The sequence below is a fragment of the Dyadobacter psychrotolerans genome (genome assembly GCF_004349265.1).
GTDB classification, from domain to species: Bacteria; Bacteroidota; Bacteroidia; order Cytophagales; family Spirosomataceae; genus Dyadobacter; species Dyadobacter psychrotolerans.
In genome coordinates this window covers 61,577-79,617 of sequence record NZ_SMFL01000012.1, presented here as the reverse complement: position 1 = coordinate 79,617, position 18,041 = coordinate 61,577, and the positions used below count along the sequence as shown (strand labels likewise).

Annotated in this window: 11 protein-coding genes; 4 read left to right on the top strand and 7 right to left on the bottom strand. The window is 39.7% G+C overall.

The window, feature by feature from the left end; all coding sequences use genetic code 11:
* Window position 1 precedes the first annotated feature (1 nt).
* The gene (locus tag E0F88_RS25610) at window positions 2-2,461 is read left to right on the top strand and encodes an outer membrane beta-barrel family protein (RefSeq protein ID WP_131961139.1); all 2,460 of its coding nucleotides are present in this window, start codon (window positions 2-4) and stop codon (window positions 2,459-2,461) included.
* A 99-nt stretch (window positions 2,462-2,560) separates the two neighbouring features.
* On the opposite strand, the gene E0F88_RS25605 is transcribed toward E0F88_RS25610, so the two are convergent.
* Window positions 2,561-4,063 (bottom strand): T9SS type A sorting domain-containing protein, encoded by a 1,503-nt coding sequence (locus E0F88_RS25605; RefSeq protein ID WP_165940148.1) that lies wholly within the window; start codon window positions 4,061-4,063, stop codon window positions 2,561-2,563.
* A 698-nt stretch (window positions 4,064-4,761) separates the two neighbouring features.
* Here E0F88_RS25605 and E0F88_RS25600 point away from each other — a divergent pair.
* Window positions 4,762-5,379, top strand: coding sequence for a response regulator transcription factor (locus E0F88_RS25600; protein WP_131961137.1), 618 nt, complete (start codon window positions 4,762-4,764; stop codon window positions 5,377-5,379).
* Here the strand turns inward: E0F88_RS25600 and E0F88_RS25595 are convergent.
* The 5 genes from E0F88_RS25595 to E0F88_RS25575 all read right to left on the bottom strand — a co-directional run bounded on the left by E0F88_RS25595 (window position 5,348) and on the right by E0F88_RS25575 (window position 14,558).
* Window positions 5,348-8,458, bottom strand: coding sequence for a sensor histidine kinase (locus tag E0F88_RS25595; protein ID WP_165940147.1), 3,111 nt, complete (start codon window positions 8,456-8,458; stop codon window positions 5,348-5,350). The two genes, E0F88_RS25600 and E0F88_RS25595, sit on opposite strands and share 32 nt — an antisense overlap.
* A gap of 412 nt (window positions 8,459-8,870) precedes the next feature.
* Window positions 8,871-10,001, bottom strand: a complete 1,131-nt coding sequence (locus tag E0F88_RS25590) for a metallophosphoesterase family protein (RefSeq protein WP_131961135.1) — start codon at window positions 9,999-10,001, stop codon at window positions 8,871-8,873.
* Between the two features lie 241 nt (window positions 10,002-10,242).
* Window positions 10,243-11,736: a sulfatase family protein gene (locus tag E0F88_RS25585; RefSeq protein ID WP_131961134.1), complete on the bottom strand. Its 1,494-nt coding sequence runs from the start codon at window positions 11,734-11,736 to the stop codon at window positions 10,243-10,245.
* 511 nt (window positions 11,737-12,247) lie between these two features.
* Window positions 12,248-13,297 (bottom strand): T9SS type A sorting domain-containing protein, encoded by a 1,050-nt coding sequence (locus tag E0F88_RS25580; RefSeq protein ID WP_131961133.1) that lies wholly within the window; start codon window positions 13,295-13,297, stop codon window positions 12,248-12,250.
* Between the two features lie 517 nt (window positions 13,298-13,814).
* Window positions 13,815-14,558 (bottom strand): DUF72 domain-containing protein, encoded by a 744-nt coding sequence (locus E0F88_RS25575; protein WP_131961132.1) that lies wholly within the window; start codon window positions 14,556-14,558, stop codon window positions 13,815-13,817.
* Between the two features lie 599 nt (window positions 14,559-15,157).
* Between E0F88_RS25575 and E0F88_RS25570 the strand changes: the two genes are divergently transcribed.
* On the top strand, window positions 15,158-15,790 hold the full coding sequence (locus E0F88_RS25570) for a response regulator transcription factor (RefSeq protein ID WP_131961131.1): 633 nt from the start codon (window positions 15,158-15,160) through the stop codon (window positions 15,788-15,790).
* A gap of 19 nt (window positions 15,791-15,809) precedes the next feature.
* Here the strand turns inward: E0F88_RS25570 and E0F88_RS25565 are convergent, their stop codons facing one another.
* A complete protein-coding gene (locus E0F88_RS25565; protein ID WP_229213916.1) occupies window positions 15,810-16,337 on the bottom strand; it encodes an ankyrin repeat domain-containing protein in 528 nt (175 codons plus the stop codon).
* 170 nt (window positions 16,338-16,507) lie between these two features.
* Here E0F88_RS25565 and E0F88_RS25560 point away from each other — a divergent pair, with 170 nt between their 5' ends.
* On the top strand, window positions 16,508-18,040 hold the full coding sequence (locus E0F88_RS25560; protein WP_131961130.1) for a SulP family inorganic anion transporter: 1,533 nt from the start codon (window positions 16,508-16,510) through the stop codon (window positions 18,038-18,040).
* Window position 18,041: the final 1 nt, after the last annotated feature.

Here is an 18,041-nt window from a genome sequence, read left to right as displayed (position 1 = left end):
TATGAAAAAATTATCCCGCCTTTTAAAATCAGGGCTTTTGATGATATGTCTGATCTCACCCCTATACAGCTTTTCACAGCAAGCTTCGGGTACAATAAAGGGCTTACTGATCGATGATAAACAAAAAGCTGTTGAGTTTACTTCTATATCCCTGCACAAAGCGGCTGACTCAACAATCGTAAAAGGCTCGATCAGTGATTCTTCGGGACATTTTATTTTTGAAAAAGTAAATACCGGTTCCTATTTTGTCCAGGCAGGTCTTGTTGGATATAAAACTTATCGAAGCAAAAATTTTAGCCTAACGTCTGAAAAGAAACTGATTAGCATCGAAAGTATTATACTGGAAGCAGAAAACAAAACATTGGACGCTGTCACAATAACAGCGCAAAAACCCCTGATTGAACAGCATATAGACCGCACCGTTTTAAATATTGAAAACAGCATTCTGTCTGAGGGAAATACCGCATTGGAACTTCTTGAAAAGGCTCCGGGCGTTACAGTGGACGATGAGGGAAATATTTCCATGAAAGGTAAACCAGGCGTGAGCGTGATGCTAAATGGAAAACTCACCTATCTTTCCCAGCGCGAACTGACTACTCTTCTCCGGGGAACGTCATCAGGTTCTGTTTCAAAAATTGAGCTGATCACCAACCCTTCCGCTAAATATGATGCCGCCGGTAATTCGGGGATTATCAATATTGTTTTGAAAAAAAATGAGAAGGCCGGAATTAATGGAAACATGTATGTCAACGCAGCACGAAGCCGGGCTAACCGTTATGGAGGGGGCGCCGGATTGAATTATCGTAACGGGAAGCAGAACCTTTATGGAAGTTACGATCATGCGTATCGCGGTGAAATCGAATACCTGTCTTTCATAAGGCGTTTTCATGACGATAATTCAGGAATTCCTTCCAGGATTTCTTATCAAAATTCTGCTACAAACGAGCCGCTGTACACCAATAATTACAAGCTGGGTGCCGATTTCTTTCTAAATGATAAAAATACTTTGGGTGTCTTGTTTAATGGAAATCATGGCAAATACATCAACGACAACAATACTTCCAACCTGCTGGTTTCGTCCTCAGGCGAAGTATTAAGCCAGCCACAAACACATAACGACAACCTGGACCGCTGGAAAAGCCAGGCCTACAACCTTAACTATGCACATAAATTCAACGACAGCGGTCGCGAGCTTTCAGCAGATCTGGATTATTCACTAAACGATAACCGGTCGAACCAAAGCATGGATACCCGTTTCCCGAACCAGGAAAATCCGGGTCTGGAAACACGTTCGGTAAGAAGGGGAAATGTTCCTTCCGTCACCAATGTTTATGTTGGAAAACTCGACTATACACAGCCTTTCGGTGAAAAGGCAAAATTTGAAACAGGCTGGAAGAGCAGTTATGTTTTCGTCGATAATAATCTTAAATACGATACACTTCGAAATAATGAATGGATTCCGGATCCGTCATGGAGCAATCATTTTACATATAAAGAGACAATTCATGCGGGATATATCAATTTTAGTAAAGAGTTTGGCTCAATTAGTGTCCAGGCCGGACTCAGAGGAGAAAATACACAAACCGAAGGGCATCAGGTTACGACGGACTCATTGGTTAAAAGACAATACTTTCAGCTTTTTCCAAGTCTTTTTGTCACAAAAACATTTACACCCGATCACAGCGGACAGTTTTCATATGGCAGACGGGTGGAACGGCCGGATTATTCGGATATGAACCCGTTCCGTTTTTTCCGCGACCCGTTTTTATATTATGAAGGAAACCCCTTCCTGAAACCGGAACTTACCCAATCGATTGAAGTTAGTCATTCTTACAAAGGCAAATTTACGACAACGCTTAATTACAGCTATACTGACGATGTTATGAACTGGATGATGGGACAGGTTGATTCACTTAACACAACTTACCAAAGTCCGCAAAACCTGAAAAGCTTTATTAATTACGGTATTAGTTTTACCGCTGCCATACAGCCTGCGAGCTGGTGGACAAGCAACAATTTTGCAAACCTGCTTCACAATCGGTATAAAGGTGACCAGGATGGCGGTGATCTAAATAACAGTATCTGGAGTTATTCAGTCAATAGCCAGAACATCTTCCAGCTGGGAAAAGGGTTTTCAGCAGAGCTTAGTGGTTTTTATAATTCAAAATCCGTTTACGGTGTCTTTGTTACCAAAAGCTATTACGTTATTTCAGCAGGAGGTCAAAAACAAATACTGAAGAAAAAAGGTACAATCAAATTAATGGTGAACGATATTTTCCAAACCCGGCAAAGACGTAACACTGCCCGCTACGAAAACCTGGATATGGAGGGTCATATTCGTTTCGACAGCCGTATGGCTACCGTCTCATTTTCCTATCGTTTTGGTAGGGAAGTTACACCCGCAAGAAAACGAAACTCAGGCAGTGAGGATATTCAGAACAGGGTTAAAGGAGGGAATTAAACCCTCTTCGGATCCGAATAAACAGATTAGAATATTGAAAAACAAAAAGCCTGGTCCACCATTTCGGCAGACCAGGCTTTTAAGTTTCATCAGCTTAAATTATTTTCTGATAACGATCTTTTGTGTTTTGTAAGTCCCATCATTACGAGAGATCTTAACAATATACATACCAGAAGCAAGGTTTTTCACATTGATACCTTTGTCCGATGAGATTGATGCTGTTTGATAAACAGATTTACCAGCTGCATTGAAAATTGATAATTCTTTAACTGTTTCGCTGTCCGCATCTTTTACAAAAAGCTCTTCTGCCACCGGATTAGGATAAACTGTTACAAGTTCACTATTACCTTCAAACTGTACTTTAACAATTCTGCTGTAAGCGAAAGTTGCGTCCTTGTCAATCATTTTCAAACGGTAGTAACTAACTCCACTGGCAGGCTGAACGTCGTTGAAAGAATATTTTTTCTCAACTTCACTTGAGACCGAAGCTGTAACAGACCCTACCGATTTCCAATCTTTCGTGTTTGAACTGCGCTCTACATTGAATAAATCACTATTTACTTCAGATGTGGTGGACCAGTTTAGTGCTACGGTCTTCGTATTTTCCGAAACTTTTGCCTTTGCAGTGAAAGAAGAGAGTGTTACAGGCAGAGGGTTGGTAGTATATGTATACACAAGGCAAACACCCGCAGCAGCGTTAGTAGACAAAACAAAACCGGCATTTCCACCCTCATTCTCCGTAGCGGTAAGTGCATTGGCGGCAACCTGGAAAGGAACAGTAGTTGCCGATATATCTGTATATTCTGTTGGCACGGCGTCTAACTCAGTAGATTGAGTTATAGCAGATGATATGTCGTAGTAAGTTAATTTATCTCCCAGATTGATGTGTATTCTTTGGTCCGGGCCCGATGTACGTGCACCCGCAAATTTTTTCGTTGACTCAAGCGTGTGCGATGGTGTCAACTCAGGTCCATCAATAAAAATTCTTGCTCCGATATCCAGTTTGGAATAAACAGATGCAGAAGCACCAGCGCTAATTTCAATCTTAGGATTTACAACATAAGATGATGTAAAAACAGTAACCGTACTCAATGTTGTCAAGTTACTGGCAGCTACCGGCTTTTCAACCAGGATTGTTCCACCCCAGTTTGTCGGGTCGGTTGGAGATACGTTACATTTTGTGATAGTATTAACCTTTCTTGTTAATACCAGTCCGCTGCTTAGGGTATTAACCCCGGTTGCCGCTACGAAATTGGCGGAAGTTCCTCCACTCAAAGTGGTAAAACCTGCAGTAGGATATTGATATGTTACCCTGTAAGTAACACCGGACTGACCACTTAAACTAAACTGACCATCTGTATTCGTCAATGCATAAGAAACGGGAACATAAGATACTGAAGGTGAAGTAACCACCCTCGACAGAATGGCAACAATTCCTGCTGGTGTTTGTGTTGAGCCATCTACTGTAACAGTGCCATTGATAAAGGCATCATGATCCGTTCCATAGTCCGGAGCAGGCAAAACAGGAAACGTTTGTGCGGAAGCACCCGCATAAATAAAAATGCACAAAATTGTTTGAAGAATGATTAGATGTTTTTTCATAGAAAAGTTTAGAATGATACTGTTTTGGATGGTTAAAGTGTGATGATTACTGTTGATGAATGAGGACATTAATATTTTCAAGTGCGTTAATTATTAATTTTTTATGTAAATATTTAAGCTCTTTGTTTTAAAATTCTATATTCAAAAAAATAGTAATATTTCTAGCTAATAGAACTTCTACGCATTTCAAAATTAGACCATTTCACTAACTTCGACAATCCGCGCATCCTCAAAATCAGGTTTTTGGGTACATATCTATGACCATATAGTATTTTTTCTACACACAAAAACACCAAATACCACAAATACGAGTAGGAGTTATTCAAGAGAGTGGATACAAACAAATTTTATAAAATACCGGACAGGAAAGTCGAGAAAATATTGTGAATTAAATGGTGCGTTCCTTGGAACTTTATCAAGGCACAATAGCACGTCATAAAATGAATTTTCTGATTAAATTCGATCTGTCGATAAATATCTACAAAATGAAGTAGCTCCGATAGGTTACTAAAGCCAATCTTTTAAGTCATATTTGAAAAAAAAATAACCTCGTTAATTCGGACTTTGGCTATTTTTTTGTTTCTATTTCAAAAGTATTGCTATCCTAAACAAAATATTTAACATTGAAAGTCTTCCGGGTTGTCAGATAACGATACCTAAGATTAAGCCGGGCAGAATTCTTACCCTCATAAATAAGCATGAAAATTTTACTGATAGAAGATCATCCTCTCATTGTTTTGGGTGTTAAAATGATGATAGCGGATTTACAGCCCACGGCAATCATTCACCACACTGGCACTTTTCCGGAAGGGCTGGAAATTCTTGAGACAAAAGAAATTAATCTGGTTATTCTTGACATTGACATTCCGGGCGGGAAAAACCTTCAGATGATTGAAACCATAAGAGAAAAAAAACAGGGAGTAATTATCCTGATACATTCGGGGTATGATGAGCTGGTATATGCGGTACCCTACCTACAGGCCGGGGCGAACGGATTTATTTCAAAAAAGGCCTCCCAGGATGAATTTAAAAAAGCTGTTAAAACTGTTGTTGCCAAAAAGAAGTATGTCAGTTATCTCGTCCAGCAATCATTGTTGAATAATAATGGGGAGGATAATCTGGTAGCAAGCCTGTCGCCCGGAGAATTACAGGTGATGCAGCTGATCGTCGAAGGAAAATGGACGAAGGAAATTGCTTCCATAATGAATGTTAAGCAAAATACCGTAAGTACTTATAAAAGAAGGATTTTTGATAAGCTTGGCGTAAGAGATCCGATAGAACTTTCTAAAAAAGTGGCTTTGATGAGAAACTCGTAATCTCGTTAAAAATCAATCTGAAATCGGTTGTATCCGTTTGGCTGACACTTAGACGCACGTTGATTAAAACGGCTATTTCCTTTATTATCAAAAGTCCCAGCCCGGTTTTTCTCGCTATTGTCGAAGAGGGATTAAAATCCTTGCCCTCTTCATTAAACATTTGTATCTGTTCTGCTGGCATTGGGATACCGCTATTTGATACGGTCAGATTCATCCGGCCCTTTACAATTTCCGCAGAAATCTGGATGAATCCTCCTTTTGTGAACTTTGTGGCATTATCCATCAAATTATGGATCATAATAGCCAGCATCTGATAATCAGAAAAAACAATAAAATTGTCAGGCACCAGATTTACAAACCGGTTTCCTTCGCTTTCCGTTGCACTTTTGAAAACCTCATATTTACTTTCAACAAGCGATTTGAGATTGATATCTTCAAATTTCATGCTTTTACCGTATACGTGCGTTTTTATGTAATCCAGCAAATCCTTCATCAGACCGCTCATGTGACGGGAAGATTGCGAGATCACTTCGCCAATCTCACTGACCATACTCAGATTTCCTTTTTCAATCAGTTCAGGAATTTTTCCTGAGGTAAGCATAAGATAATTTAATGGCGATTGTATGTCATGGGTCATTGAAGTCAGCAACCGTGACATCATATATAACTGCCGGTTTACCTCTTTTTGAGATACTTCCAGCTCACTGAGCGTCCGGTTCAGGATACGCGTTCGTTTTATGATTTGCAGTTCAAGTCTCCGGTTTTTTTGTCTGATCTGATATAAACGGATCAGGTTATAGCCATAAACAGCTGCGAAAAGAATCAACAAGAAACTCACACGCGCCCACCAGGTTTCATACCACAAAGGAGGAACAATGATTCGTATTTTTTTTATGCTGACGTTATTCAAACCAAAACCCTGTTTCTTTTTAATATACAAAATATGCTCTCCCGAACCCAGACTTGAAAAAGAAACGGTAAGCTCATGACCGGAGATTGGAATCCACCGGGCAAGTTCGGGTTCAATATCCTCCCTGTCAGAAAGAATATAGGACAAACTCAGATTTTCAATATTACCGAAATACGGGGTTGAAAAATGAAAATTAATACGCTGTGGATTTACCGGCAGATGTACCGTATCGCCAGGAGACGACACCAGACCTTCGCTGTGTTCCATTCTATCTAAAAAAATCAATGCATTTGGCAGCGGTGCCGTTATCTCCTCCGGTTTAAACCAGATCAATCCCTTCAAAGAAGGAAAAGACAGATAACCGCCGGAAAGTCGCACGGCACAGGGCGTACAGCCGCCGTTAAATTCATTGGTAAGAAATCCGTAGTCCTTATTATAGTATTGATAAAAAACGTCGGGAAGCGCTTCACTTTTCTCTGTCATGTTTCTCTTCTCATCTGACATAATTTTCAAATTGGCATAATGAAGCAAATCCCTCTTTTGCGCCTGAAAAAGACCTTTATTCGTTGGCAGCCATAGAAACCCATTTTGATCCTCCACAATACAGTGAGCGCCCGATAAGTATTTGTTATTGTCTAACGGGAGTCTTACAATCTTATCATTTAGATAAAGGAATAAGCCGTCCTCCCGCGTCGTAATCCAGATCTCTCCGGGATTTGAAACATAAATACTTTTAATAAAAACACCCTTTGTACCTGGAATCAGCTTAGCTTTTTTCGTATCCAAATTTGCTTCAAATAGCCCTTTCTCCGTTCCAACCAGAAGTATTCCGGGCTTTTTTGACTGAATAAAAGATACTCTGAAAAAGGGCTCCTTTTGGAAAAGCTGCGGTTCATCTGTCGGCTCGTTGTAACGAAGACTATACAATCCCATATTTTTAAGACCTATCCAAATAGTCTCATCCGTGTCTGCATAAATTTGTTTTATTTCATCTTTCAGATCCCATCTGTTGAGCAGTTTTTTTCCACTCGCATCAAAACGGTTTAAAAACTCCCCCGCTTTTATGTAAAGGAACTTCTTTTGATCCGTTAACATCGAACGTCCATCATCACCGCTGGCAATAACCGGGTTCAGCTTGCGTTCAAAAACCTGGCCCGTTTCCTTGTTTTTTCCGAGAATAATGCCACGGGGCGTCAGTACAGCATTTTCCTCAAAAGCTGTTTGCGCGTAAAAAACATTTTCTTCTTCACTTCCCTTTGTTGTAAGAGGTTCAAATAGCTGTTTGGCCAGTACAAATAATCCCTGAGTCATACTTCCCAGAAACAAGGTATTGCCGGATTTACTAAAATAGATACAGTGAATATTACGGCCTACCAAATCAAACTTCCTGAGCAAAAGACTGGTATCCAACTCACCCTTTCCGTTTTCCTTAACGAGATAAAGATTTCCGTTCACGTACATAAAAACCTGATCAGACGCGTGATTCCAATAAATCCGGGAACCATCTCTTAGATTTTTAACGCCAGGCTCTTTCAAAATTGCGCCTTCAATTTTCACTCTGGCAACCGAATCCTGATCGATGCGTGAGAATGTCCCGTCACTTTCAAAGTAAAATAGTCGTTGCCCGATTGTAAAATAATTTAAGAAATTCGGTCTTGTATAACGCGTTTGCGATTTTTTTTGCCAATTTCGATAATGCGTTATCTGATTAAAATCACAGATATAAAAATTCCCTTCTCCCTGGCCTGTCGGGATTACGTAATGTTTTTGTGAAGCATTAGAGTTCAATAAAGATGGCGTTCCGGAAGCAAGGTAGGTGAACTGATAGCCATCTTTAATAAAAGGAAGTTTATTGATTTTTGTTGAATAATAGTCCGGATCAACCACTGCCCTTCCATTCTCGATCCTTACAAATTCGGCACCGTCGGAACCTGCATATAAAATATTCTGATCAGGCCCTTTCAGCGATGGCTGTATGATGTAAAACCGACTTTCTGAAATAGGTAAATTCGATTTATCAAAAGTGTAAAAGCGCTGTCCATCGTATCTTACAAGCCCGCCTTCCGTTGTAAGCCATATAAACCCATCTTTATCGCCAGCGACATTTTTTACACTATTCTGGGGAAGGCCGCTATCATCGGTATACTGCTTTACGATATACCTCTCCATCAAAGCGTGCTGTGCCTTTACATCACATAAGCATGTGAGAATAAATCCAATAAACAACAGAAAGCAAAATCTATACATTAACAAATGAGTACACCTGAGATCCATATTGGTTTACGAGGTAAGACACATTTTCTTACCTTAAAGGAAACGATTGTTAATAAATAGATGAGTATTTATTCTCGGATTAAATATCAACTTTAAATTAAAAAATACTTCAAACAAACAACTTTCAAACCTGTTTTCGTATTCATTCTATAATATTAAACAAAAGAATTTCAAAACCCCGGATGTGTTCCAAATTGCTATCCTTAACAGGAAATTTGTAAAGATGATTTAAATAATTAGTTTACAAAAGTTAGTTTGACAATGAACATTAAGTATGATGTCGGGTTCGCCTTTTATAAAAACTATTTCAATTTATCGTCACGTTAAATTTATCAGCCAAGGCCGCCGGGAAATACGTTTCTGTAATGTTCTCATGGGGAATTGTATAATACTCGCCTCTTAATTCAACGCCTGAGCTGGTTTTTTCAAGCGTTATTTTCAAAAATCCATGTTTATTATCGCAGTAGTTTTCAAGCTTTACGTTGTCGAATAACGGACTTTCAGCTGTAAAACGATCGTCGGAAAGGGCAGCAACCGCATGTAGCTCGTCGTAGCCGCCGGCTCCTGCAACGACAAAAGGCACAAACTTGCCATCATCGTATTTCTTACTAAAACGTTGATAGGTATGAACATGCCCGCTGAAAACAATATCAGGATGAATTCCGGTTTCCTTATAAGCCCTGTCAAAAAGCTCAATCATCGGCTGGCTTGATCCATGGTTGATATCCGCAGAATAGGGAGCGTGATGGATACAAACAATGATCGCTTTTTCGGGACGCTGTTTTTGCGCGTTTTTTAATTCCTCAAAAAACCATTTCTGCTGCTCTTCTTTTATGCTGCCATACTTTGTTACATTTCCATGCAAACCGATGATGTTGGCAAGCGGCGTTTCCAGTGTCCAGTAAACATTTGGCTGAATCATACTTTTACGATCCGTTTTTCCGCTGAACGGAACGGGCAATGATTCGGTACTGCAAAAGACCCTGGTAAATGCATCCAGACTTTTGTATGGAACCGGATTGTCGGGGTTTACATCGCTGTCGTGATTGCCCGGGATGGCAAAAATTAGTCCGGGATAGTCGTCATATGGTTCAAAAAATTGCCTCGAATATTTTTCTGCTTCACCAAAATTGTAAACAACATCTCCCAAATGAAACAGGAATGCAGGTTTGTCAGGCTGCGCGATCTCCTCATCATACTGTTTTTTCATCTGACCGGCCACCAGCTGCTGAAAATCCGGACTTCTGATGCTGCCTGTGTCACCAACCATTTGGAACACAAGCTTTTTATCACTTACGGAAGACCGTATTTTTTCTAATGAAAGGTGATAAGGATAACTACCAGTAGGTTTTGGTAAAGGCTGGAATTTGAAATTATCGTCCGGTTGGTCTTTTTTAAATACCGGCGTAGCGTGTTTATGAGCAGGAAGTAATGACATAGTGGCCCAAAAATACAAAACTTAAAGAAAGACGAAGTCAATTCAGGCTTCATCGCAGCAGAAAGTTTTAAAGAAATTTTAATTCCTCGATATCAAAAGAGAATCACAACAAATAAGAGCAGGATAATCCAAAAAGTTGAAAGAGGAAGCAGAAACATTCAGAAAAAGAGCAGATTCCACCCAACAGCTTTGGGTAATAAACACAGCAATCCATATCTGACGTGATAAAACCGAATCAAAGTTACTTTACTGATTTTTTCAAATCTCCATACCGCTTACGAAGTCTGGCAAGCTCGTTACTTTTAGATTTGGTTACAATCAGATTTGTCGTTTCAAAAGGATCCCTTCTGGTATGGTAAAACTCTTCGTAATTCTTTTCTATATACCGTATGTATTTAAAATTCTTCGTTACTACACCTTCCACTTTTGGCAATAACGGGCCTCCCAAAAATGTGTGTTCGTAGAAAAAATCATCTCTTTCAGCAACCTTTTTTCTTAAAACCCCGATGAGATCTTTACCCTGAACGGAGGAAGGAATTGCAACACCTGCCAATGCAAGAATAGTTGGGGCAATATCTATATTGAGCGCAATTTTGTCTGTTTTTTCTCTTCGTAATTTCCTGGGCAAAGGAGCTCCGGAGATGATAAGCGGAACCCTGATAGATTCTTCATATTCATACCATTTACCTTCCAGGCCATGTTCCCCAAGCGAGAAACCGTTGTCTCCCATAAAAATAATGATTGTATTTTTATCGATATCCAGCTCTTTCAACTGAGCGACCATATTCCCAACCACCTCATCTACACCTGAAATCAAACGATAGTAATTTTTTGTAGTTTCCTGACGAAGCTCAGGTGTAGAAAGCAAAGGTTTCCACCGTTCCCTGGCAATATTCTTGTCGGTTCTGAAAAAATCAGGAAAGCTGTTCCAATATTTTGGATCTGCTGTAACCGGTTCCGGAAAAGTTACGCCGTCATAATAACTTTTGAACCGTTCCTGAACAGGAAATGTGGGTGGGCGTCCGTCAAGTTCATGAGGCGCTTTGAAGCTCACTGACAAACAGAAGGGCTCCTTGCCGTTGGCAAACTGATATAAAAACTTTGAGATATCTTTTCCAACGCTGTCGGTGTGATGAATCATCTTTCCGCTTTTGTTGCGCATTTCATACACCGGCTGCTCCTCTTTTGCACTTGCCCAGTAATCAAAAAGGGAATCCGGCTGCCGTTTATCGTCAATCCCGAACTTGCCAATGAAACCGAGCTTATAACCTGCCCTTTTTAACAAAGCGGGATAGGTTTTAGCGAGCGCCGGTTTAGAAAAATCTGTATTGAAATTATTGATTTTATGACGGGACATATATTGTCCGCTCAAAATGCTCGCCCTGCTTACACAGCAGATTGAGGTAGTTACATAAGCCTTTTTGAAAAGAATTCCGCGTGTCGCAAGCGCATCGAGGTTTGGTGTACGAATCAGCTTATTGCCGTTTGCTCCCAAAGCATCCCAGCGATGATCGTCTGTAAGGATAAAAATAATATTTGGCCTCTCAGGCTCATCTTTTTGCCGTGTTTGTGTCTTCCCGGGCAACGCTCCCAGAACCGTCCTGATCGGCACCTGCAGCATGACATTAGACCCGCGGGCAAGCCTCACGTCTCCACGCTGCGCATACGAAGAAGGAGAATTTAAGGCAAGCAAAACAACTACTAAACCAAACTTAATAAAGGGGGTAATTTTCATTATTCCTGATAGCGTATTCAAATTTCAGACAAATATTTTGAATTACAATATCGAAGCATATCAAAACTTATTTTTATTTGAGAACCAGCTCATTTCACAAGCTCAATGAGCGGTCAACGCCTGAAACTGTTCGGCTTATCAGCAAATTTCTTTGACAAAAGTTTGGCGGACACAGTGTTAAATTTCCTCCATTGCCGCCGGATCACTGCCGTTGTCCCAGCCAAAAAATTCCTAAGATCAGGAATAGTTCGTTTTATCTTAGTTTCAAGATTAGATATACTTTATTCCTTAAAGTTGTAAGCATCTTGATATACAACCTGGACTTGTATTCGCTTAGAAATTCAAAGTGCTAAATCTTACGCTCAATAGCGTTTAGAAGGAATTGAAACCTTTCAAACTCCAAAGATTTAAATATGAAAATTTATATCTTATAAATATAAAATTACCGGTTTTAGGATGCAATAAAGAACCAGTCCCAATTAACTAATATTATCAGGACTGGCTAACGAATTTATCTTCCATTTGCTACCAATATTCTCTGCGTCCAGGCAGAACCGTCTGTTTTATGTATTTTTATTATATGCGTTCCGGCTTTTATATTTCTCACATCAATTGAAGATGTAATTTTTTCTCCTGAATTATAAATAATAAATCCGTTGATATCAAACAACTGGATATTTCTTAAACTTTTCAGCTCAGCAGTTTCAATTAAAATGAAATCCGTAGCCGGGTTAGGATATACGCTAATTTTTAAATTATCAATACTAAGCTGATTTATTCTGCTGTAAGAAAAAGTCTGATCAGAATCAATCATTTTTAGTCGGTAATAATTATTCCCGTTTAATGGATTTTTGTCTGTAAAATAATATTCATTCTGTGCTTTACTTTCTCCCTGTGCCGCTACGGAACCAATAACTTCCCATTGTCTGCCAGTACTGCTACGCTCAATATCGAACCTTTCGCTATTTGTTTCTTCCGTTGTAGACCATGATAAATTAACAGAAGTATTTTCCCCGAAAGCCTTAAAATCTGTTAAATTAACTGGTAATGGCACACTTACAAAAACCGGTGAATATCGAAAATCATTGGAGGGATCCAAATTTCCGGAAGGCGGAGAAGTCTGATTTGGAATTGTCAACACGGTTGCATACAATATACTCGCAAAGGTTGTCATTGCAGTTATTGGAATCACAACCTTACCTTGCCTGCCTTTGGGGATACCTGATGGAGAAGTTAATGTGATTTCCGTAGCACCCATGATTGTTTTAGTCTGTTTGGTCAAAATCAAATTAAAATAATCACCGGTTTCAAATGTAATGGTCCCATTAATGGCGAAGGTGGAAGGTAGAGTTATGACGAAGACAGCATCATACGCACCTAAGTCGGCACCATAGGACTGCTCCCCCGAATAATTACCTAAATTAACTGTAAGGGTACCGAGTTGATTTCTCGAAAAATTGCTTTGATTAAAACTAATACCAGATGAACCGGGATCAGCTTGCCCATAAATTTTACTAAATGAGCACAGGAGAGTGAGCAATAAAATTGCTTTCTTTTTCATAACGTTGGATTTTAAGAGGAGGAAATAATTTGGTAAAACTTACTTGGTAATATTTAATTAAAATGATTGTTTTTTATGTTAATGAATCAATAGGTACGATCTTCATTTAATTTATGCATATCAATAATCCGCAATAAAATTGCCGTTTGTATTTAATAGTAAATAAATTTCTACACGAACTCTGCGAAGAAAATCACTACATATTCCGACTAAGGCAAGTAAAATTAACTCGCCTAAACAAAATAAAAATACATTTTAATACACTGCACGTAGCGAACAGAATTTCGCTTTATTTGCCAGGGATCTTTTGATAAATCAGACGATCAATAATGACAGTCAGCTACTAATTCTGGTAAGAAGGAATTGAACATCATTTTTTAAAGTTTTGAGGGATTGATTGTTCTTAGAATTTGTGTCAAATATACACCTGATTTTCAAAACAACACGATGTATAAACAATATTATTAGTTCGCAATTAAAATTGGCAATTATACGTCACATTTTTGTAGTACTCTGATTACAAGTGTTCATTCAGCCTCAACAAATTTTGAACCGCACCTCCAACTGTGTTATTAAAATATACATAAACTTCTTTTCCCTCTGAAATTAGATCCTGCATGGCCTGAGCATGATCGAGTAAAAAGTCATCGGAATAACTGCCACGATAGCTTCCGCCGGGCCCGTGAAAACGGAAGTAAGTGAATAACGAATCCGATTCGAGAAAGGGAGGTGAAGATGCCGGCATGTCGTGCCGCACTATCTCTGCCCGATATTGAAAAAGTAACTCATAGATATGATCGTCATACCAGCTCCTGTTTCGAAATTCCACGGCAAGGTTCCATTGTTTATCAGGATCGGCCCGGCTGATTCTGTCGAGTAATTTTTCCAGCTGCCCGGAATGTATCACTTTCAGGGAAGGAGGAAACTGTATTAACAAACATCCTTTCCTATCTCCTGCCTGGGCGATTGTATCCATAAATTGCATCACATCCTCCTCTGAAAAAACAAGTCCTTTGTTGTGTGTAATACCTTTAAAAAGCTTGAAAGTAAACCGGAAATCTTTCGGAACGCTTTCCGCCCATTTCCGGACTGTTACAGGCATCGGGATTTTATAAAACGAACTATTAATTTCAATACTGTTGAATAAAGAGCCGTAATAAGTCAGCCGACTGCTATTCCGAAATTCAGGCGGATAAAATTCTTTATTAGGCACCGGGAGCTCCAAACCACTTGTTCCTGAATAAAATAGCTGACGTTTCATAGACCAAACACCGATTATAAATCCCAATACCTATCCCAAGATAAAATATGGTGCCACATAATTTTCGCTGAACAGAGAAACAGGCTCAGAATAACGAAGTTCATTAATAATGACCCTGCGACAACCAAAATATCCATTTAATTTTACAAACGTATAGTAACATTAATTTAATAATATTACATTTGAATGTATACGTTATCAAATGTAACCACCTGTCACGTATATGTTACAGACTGAATATATTTAGTCGTATCTACCCTTCACTTATGAACAGTTAAAATATGCAACGTTATCCTTTTTACGATCTTTTCGCCACCGGATTAAGTTATGGCCTTTTCATTTCAGACAGGACTTCATTTGCCTTCCGCAAAATGGAATCGTCCTGTTTGACATAATTCAATTTGTTACTTATTTCAGAAGACAAACCTCTATTTAATAAGACCTTACGACCGGATTACGAAGATGTCCCAGGGACAATTAGGTTCAGGTCTTACAAAAAATTATGGGCCTGGTTTTAGATTAGTCCTGCCAGGCTAGTGAAACCTTTCAGCGAACCCGATGAATGCTGCTCATCGGTTGTTCGCTTATAACTGACGTTTATGAAGATAGCCATTATTGAAGATCATTTTATTTTCCGTCTGGGACTGATTTGTCTGCTAAAAAAACATTATGCTGATCCATATATCCTGGAAACTAGTCATACCAACGACTATGAAACGGATATAATAAAATTCACTCCGGATCTTATCATTTTAAGCCTGAACAACATTCATGAAAGGACGGGATATAATCTTGTTTTAAAAATCAAACTTCTTTTTCCTGAGACACCAGTCATCGTATATGATGCATCCGTTAATTATACCAAAGCGCTCAAAGCATTAAAAGCAAAAGCAAGTGGTTACCTTTCAAAGTCGGGAACTGAAGCTGAGTTTATAAAATGTGCAGACACGGTTATGGAGAGAAAAAATTACCTGTGTACAAGCGTTCAGCAAAATATAATTGAGCACGTAATACAAAAAAGAGGTGCTATGAAAATGCCCGGCAATCTCTCTATGCGTGAACTTGAAATTGCCCGTATGATCAGTGAAGGCGAAAAAACATCCAACATAGCTCAATCTCTTGGATTAAAATCATCTACCATCAGTACCGTAAAAGCGAAAATTTTCACAAAAATGGAAGTCAACAATGTGCTGGAACTCAGAGTAAAAATGGCGGGTATTTCTAACTATTAATCACAGCACTTTTTACCTCTCAGTTCCCGGTTTGAGCATTTAAGATTTCAATAGCTTCCTCATTTCCCTGTTGTCTGGCAAGATCAAACACGGAAAGTCCTCTGGTATCGAGAATAGTTTTGTCTGCACCATATTTCAGCAACATTCTAAGTATCTCATTGCGTCCAAACATTGCTGCAAACATCAGCGCAGTGCCCCCGTTGCCATGTTGTAAATTGAGGTCAGCGCCGTTTTCAATAAGAAGTCCGGCAATATCCGGATAGCCTTTAAAAGCAACGCCCATTAAGGCCGTATTACCTCCCAGATCCTGGGCGTTAACATCCGCCCCGCTTTCGAGCAAAAGCTTTGCCGCATCATAATGATTGTTGTAACAGGCAATGATCAGAGGGGTATATCCTTTTAAATCCCGGGCATTTACATCCGTATTGCGTTCCAATATTTCCTTCAAAACACCCGTTTCACCAAGTCTTGCTGCATGTATAATTACTTCGTTCATATCAACTCCCGAAGGAGGCGGTACTATACCAGGCTGCTGTTGAGTATCCATTTCTTGCGGATTAGGTTGTGATCATTTCGATTTGGTCAAACCATTATAAATACTGTGCCTTAACTAAAGGACTGGAATCAATAACTGATTAAAAAGTTATTCACAAACGTTACGGCTGGCTACTCAAAGTAAATTATCCTTACTTTTGCCCGCTTAACTTCTACCATTTCATGCAGGCTTACCTTAATCTTTTTGATTTCAAACAAAAAGTAAATTATAAAAATGAAATATTAGCAGGACTTACAGTGGCCATGACCATGATTCCCGAGTCGCTGTCCTTTGCAATCCTTGCCGGCTTTCCACCACTGGTTGGTTTATATGCCGCCTTTATCATGGGCCTGGTCACTTCTGTTTTTGGAGGAAGACCCGGGCTGATTTCAGGCGGAGCCGGAGCAACGGTTGTCGTGCTCATCGCCCTTATGCAATCACATGGGATTGAGTATGTCTTTGCAGCCGTGGCGCTGGCCGGTGTTGTTCAGATTCTTGTAGGTTTATTTAAATTAGGCAAGTTTATCCGTCTGGTACCGCAACCGGTAATGTATGGTTTCGTTAACGGTTTGGCGGTGATTATTTTTATGGCACAGCTGGATCAGTTTAAGACTGCCAGCGAAGGTACCGTATCCTGGCTATCAGGTACTCCGCTACTGATTATGGCCGGCCTGGTTGCCCTTACCATTGCCATTATTGTGATTATCCCCAAATTCTCAAAGGCTGTTCCGCCTTCTTTGATCGCAATTATTGTCGTATTTTCTGTTGTGCTTGGTTTTCAAATTGATACCAGACTTGTAAAAGATATTGCTTCGGTTAGCGGTGGCTTTCCTCCTTTTCATATCCCGTCAGTGCCCTTCACTTTTGATACTCTAAAAATTATTTTTCCCTATGGCCTGATTATGGCGGGCGTGGGTTTAACCGAGGGATTGCTGACGCTAAATCTCGTGGATGAAATAACCGGCACCAGAGGTAACGGAAACAGGGAAAGTATCGCTCAGGGAAGCGCCAACATATTAAATGGATTTTTCTTTGGCATGGGTGGCTGCCCTATGATTGCGCAGACACTCGTCAACTTATCGGCCGGGGCGAGAGCCAGATTATCAGGCATCATCGCAGCTTTAACGATTTTATTTATCATTCTTTTTGCTGCACCTGTTATTGAACTCGTTCCTATGGCTGCCTTAACAGGCGTTATGATCATGGTCGCAATCGGCACCTTTGAATGGATTAGTTTCAGGATCATTAATAAAATGCCAAAGCAGGATATTTTTGTTGGTATACTTGTAGCACTGATCACAATTTTCCTGCACAATCTGGCACTGGCCGTTTTGATTGGCGTGATCATTTCTGCACTTGTATTTGCCTGGGAAAGTGCAAAACGGATCAGGGCAAGAAAATATACAGACGAAACCGGAGCCAAACATTACGAAATATATGGCCCTCTGTTTTTTGGTTCTGTTACCGCTTTTAACGAAAAATTTGATGTTGTAAACGACCCCCAAACTGTAATTGTCGACTTTAAAGATAGTCGTATAGCAGACATGTCGGGCATAGACGCCCTGAATAAACTGACTGAACGTTACGCCAAAGCCAATAAAAAGTTACACCTGCGGCATCTTAGTGAAGACTGCCGTCGCTTGTTGGAAAACGCTTCATCAGTAATTGAAGTCAATATTCTGGATGACCCTAATTACAGTGTTGCTGTTGAATAGT

Bases quoted from the DNA above. Each gene is read 5' to 3' on its own strand.
- E0F88_RS25605 (WP_165940148.1), bottom strand. From the start codon at position 4,063: ATGAAAAAACATCTAATCATTCTTCAAACAATTTTGTGCATTTTTATT.
- E0F88_RS25585 (WP_131961134.1), bottom strand. From the start codon at position 11,736: ATGAAAATTACCCCCTTTATTAAGTTTGGTTTAGTAGTTGTTTTGCTT.
- E0F88_RS25590 (WP_131961135.1), bottom strand. From the start codon at position 10,001: ATGTCATTACTTCCTGCTCATAAACACGCTACGCCGGTATTTAAAAAA.
- E0F88_RS25600 (WP_131961137.1), top strand. From the start codon at position 4,762: ATGAAAATTTTACTGATAGAAGATCATCCTCTCATTGTTTTGGGTGTT.
- E0F88_RS25575 (WP_131961132.1), bottom strand. From the start codon at position 14,558: ATGAAACGTCAGCTATTTTATTCAGGAACAAGTGGTTTGGAGCTCCCG.
- E0F88_RS25580 (WP_131961133.1), bottom strand. From the start codon at position 13,297: ATGAAAAAGAAAGCAATTTTATTGCTCACTCTCCTGTGCTCATTTAGT.
- E0F88_RS25595 (WP_165940147.1), bottom strand. From the start codon at position 8,458: ATGGAGAGGTATATCGTAAAGCAGTATACCGATGATAGCGGCCTTCCC.
- E0F88_RS25565 (WP_229213916.1), bottom strand. From the start codon at position 16,337: ATGGATACTCAACAGCAGCCTGGTATAGTACCGCCTCCTTCGGGAGTT.
- E0F88_RS25560 (WP_131961130.1), top strand. From the start codon at position 16,508: ATGCAGGCTTACCTTAATCTTTTTGATTTCAAACAAAAAGTAAATTAT.
- E0F88_RS25610 (WP_131961139.1), top strand. From the start codon at position 2: ATGAAAAAATTATCCCGCCTTTTAAAATCAGGGCTTTTGATGATATGT.
- E0F88_RS25570 (WP_131961131.1), top strand. From the start codon at position 15,158: ATGAAGATAGCCATTATTGAAGATCATTTTATTTTCCGTCTGGGACTG.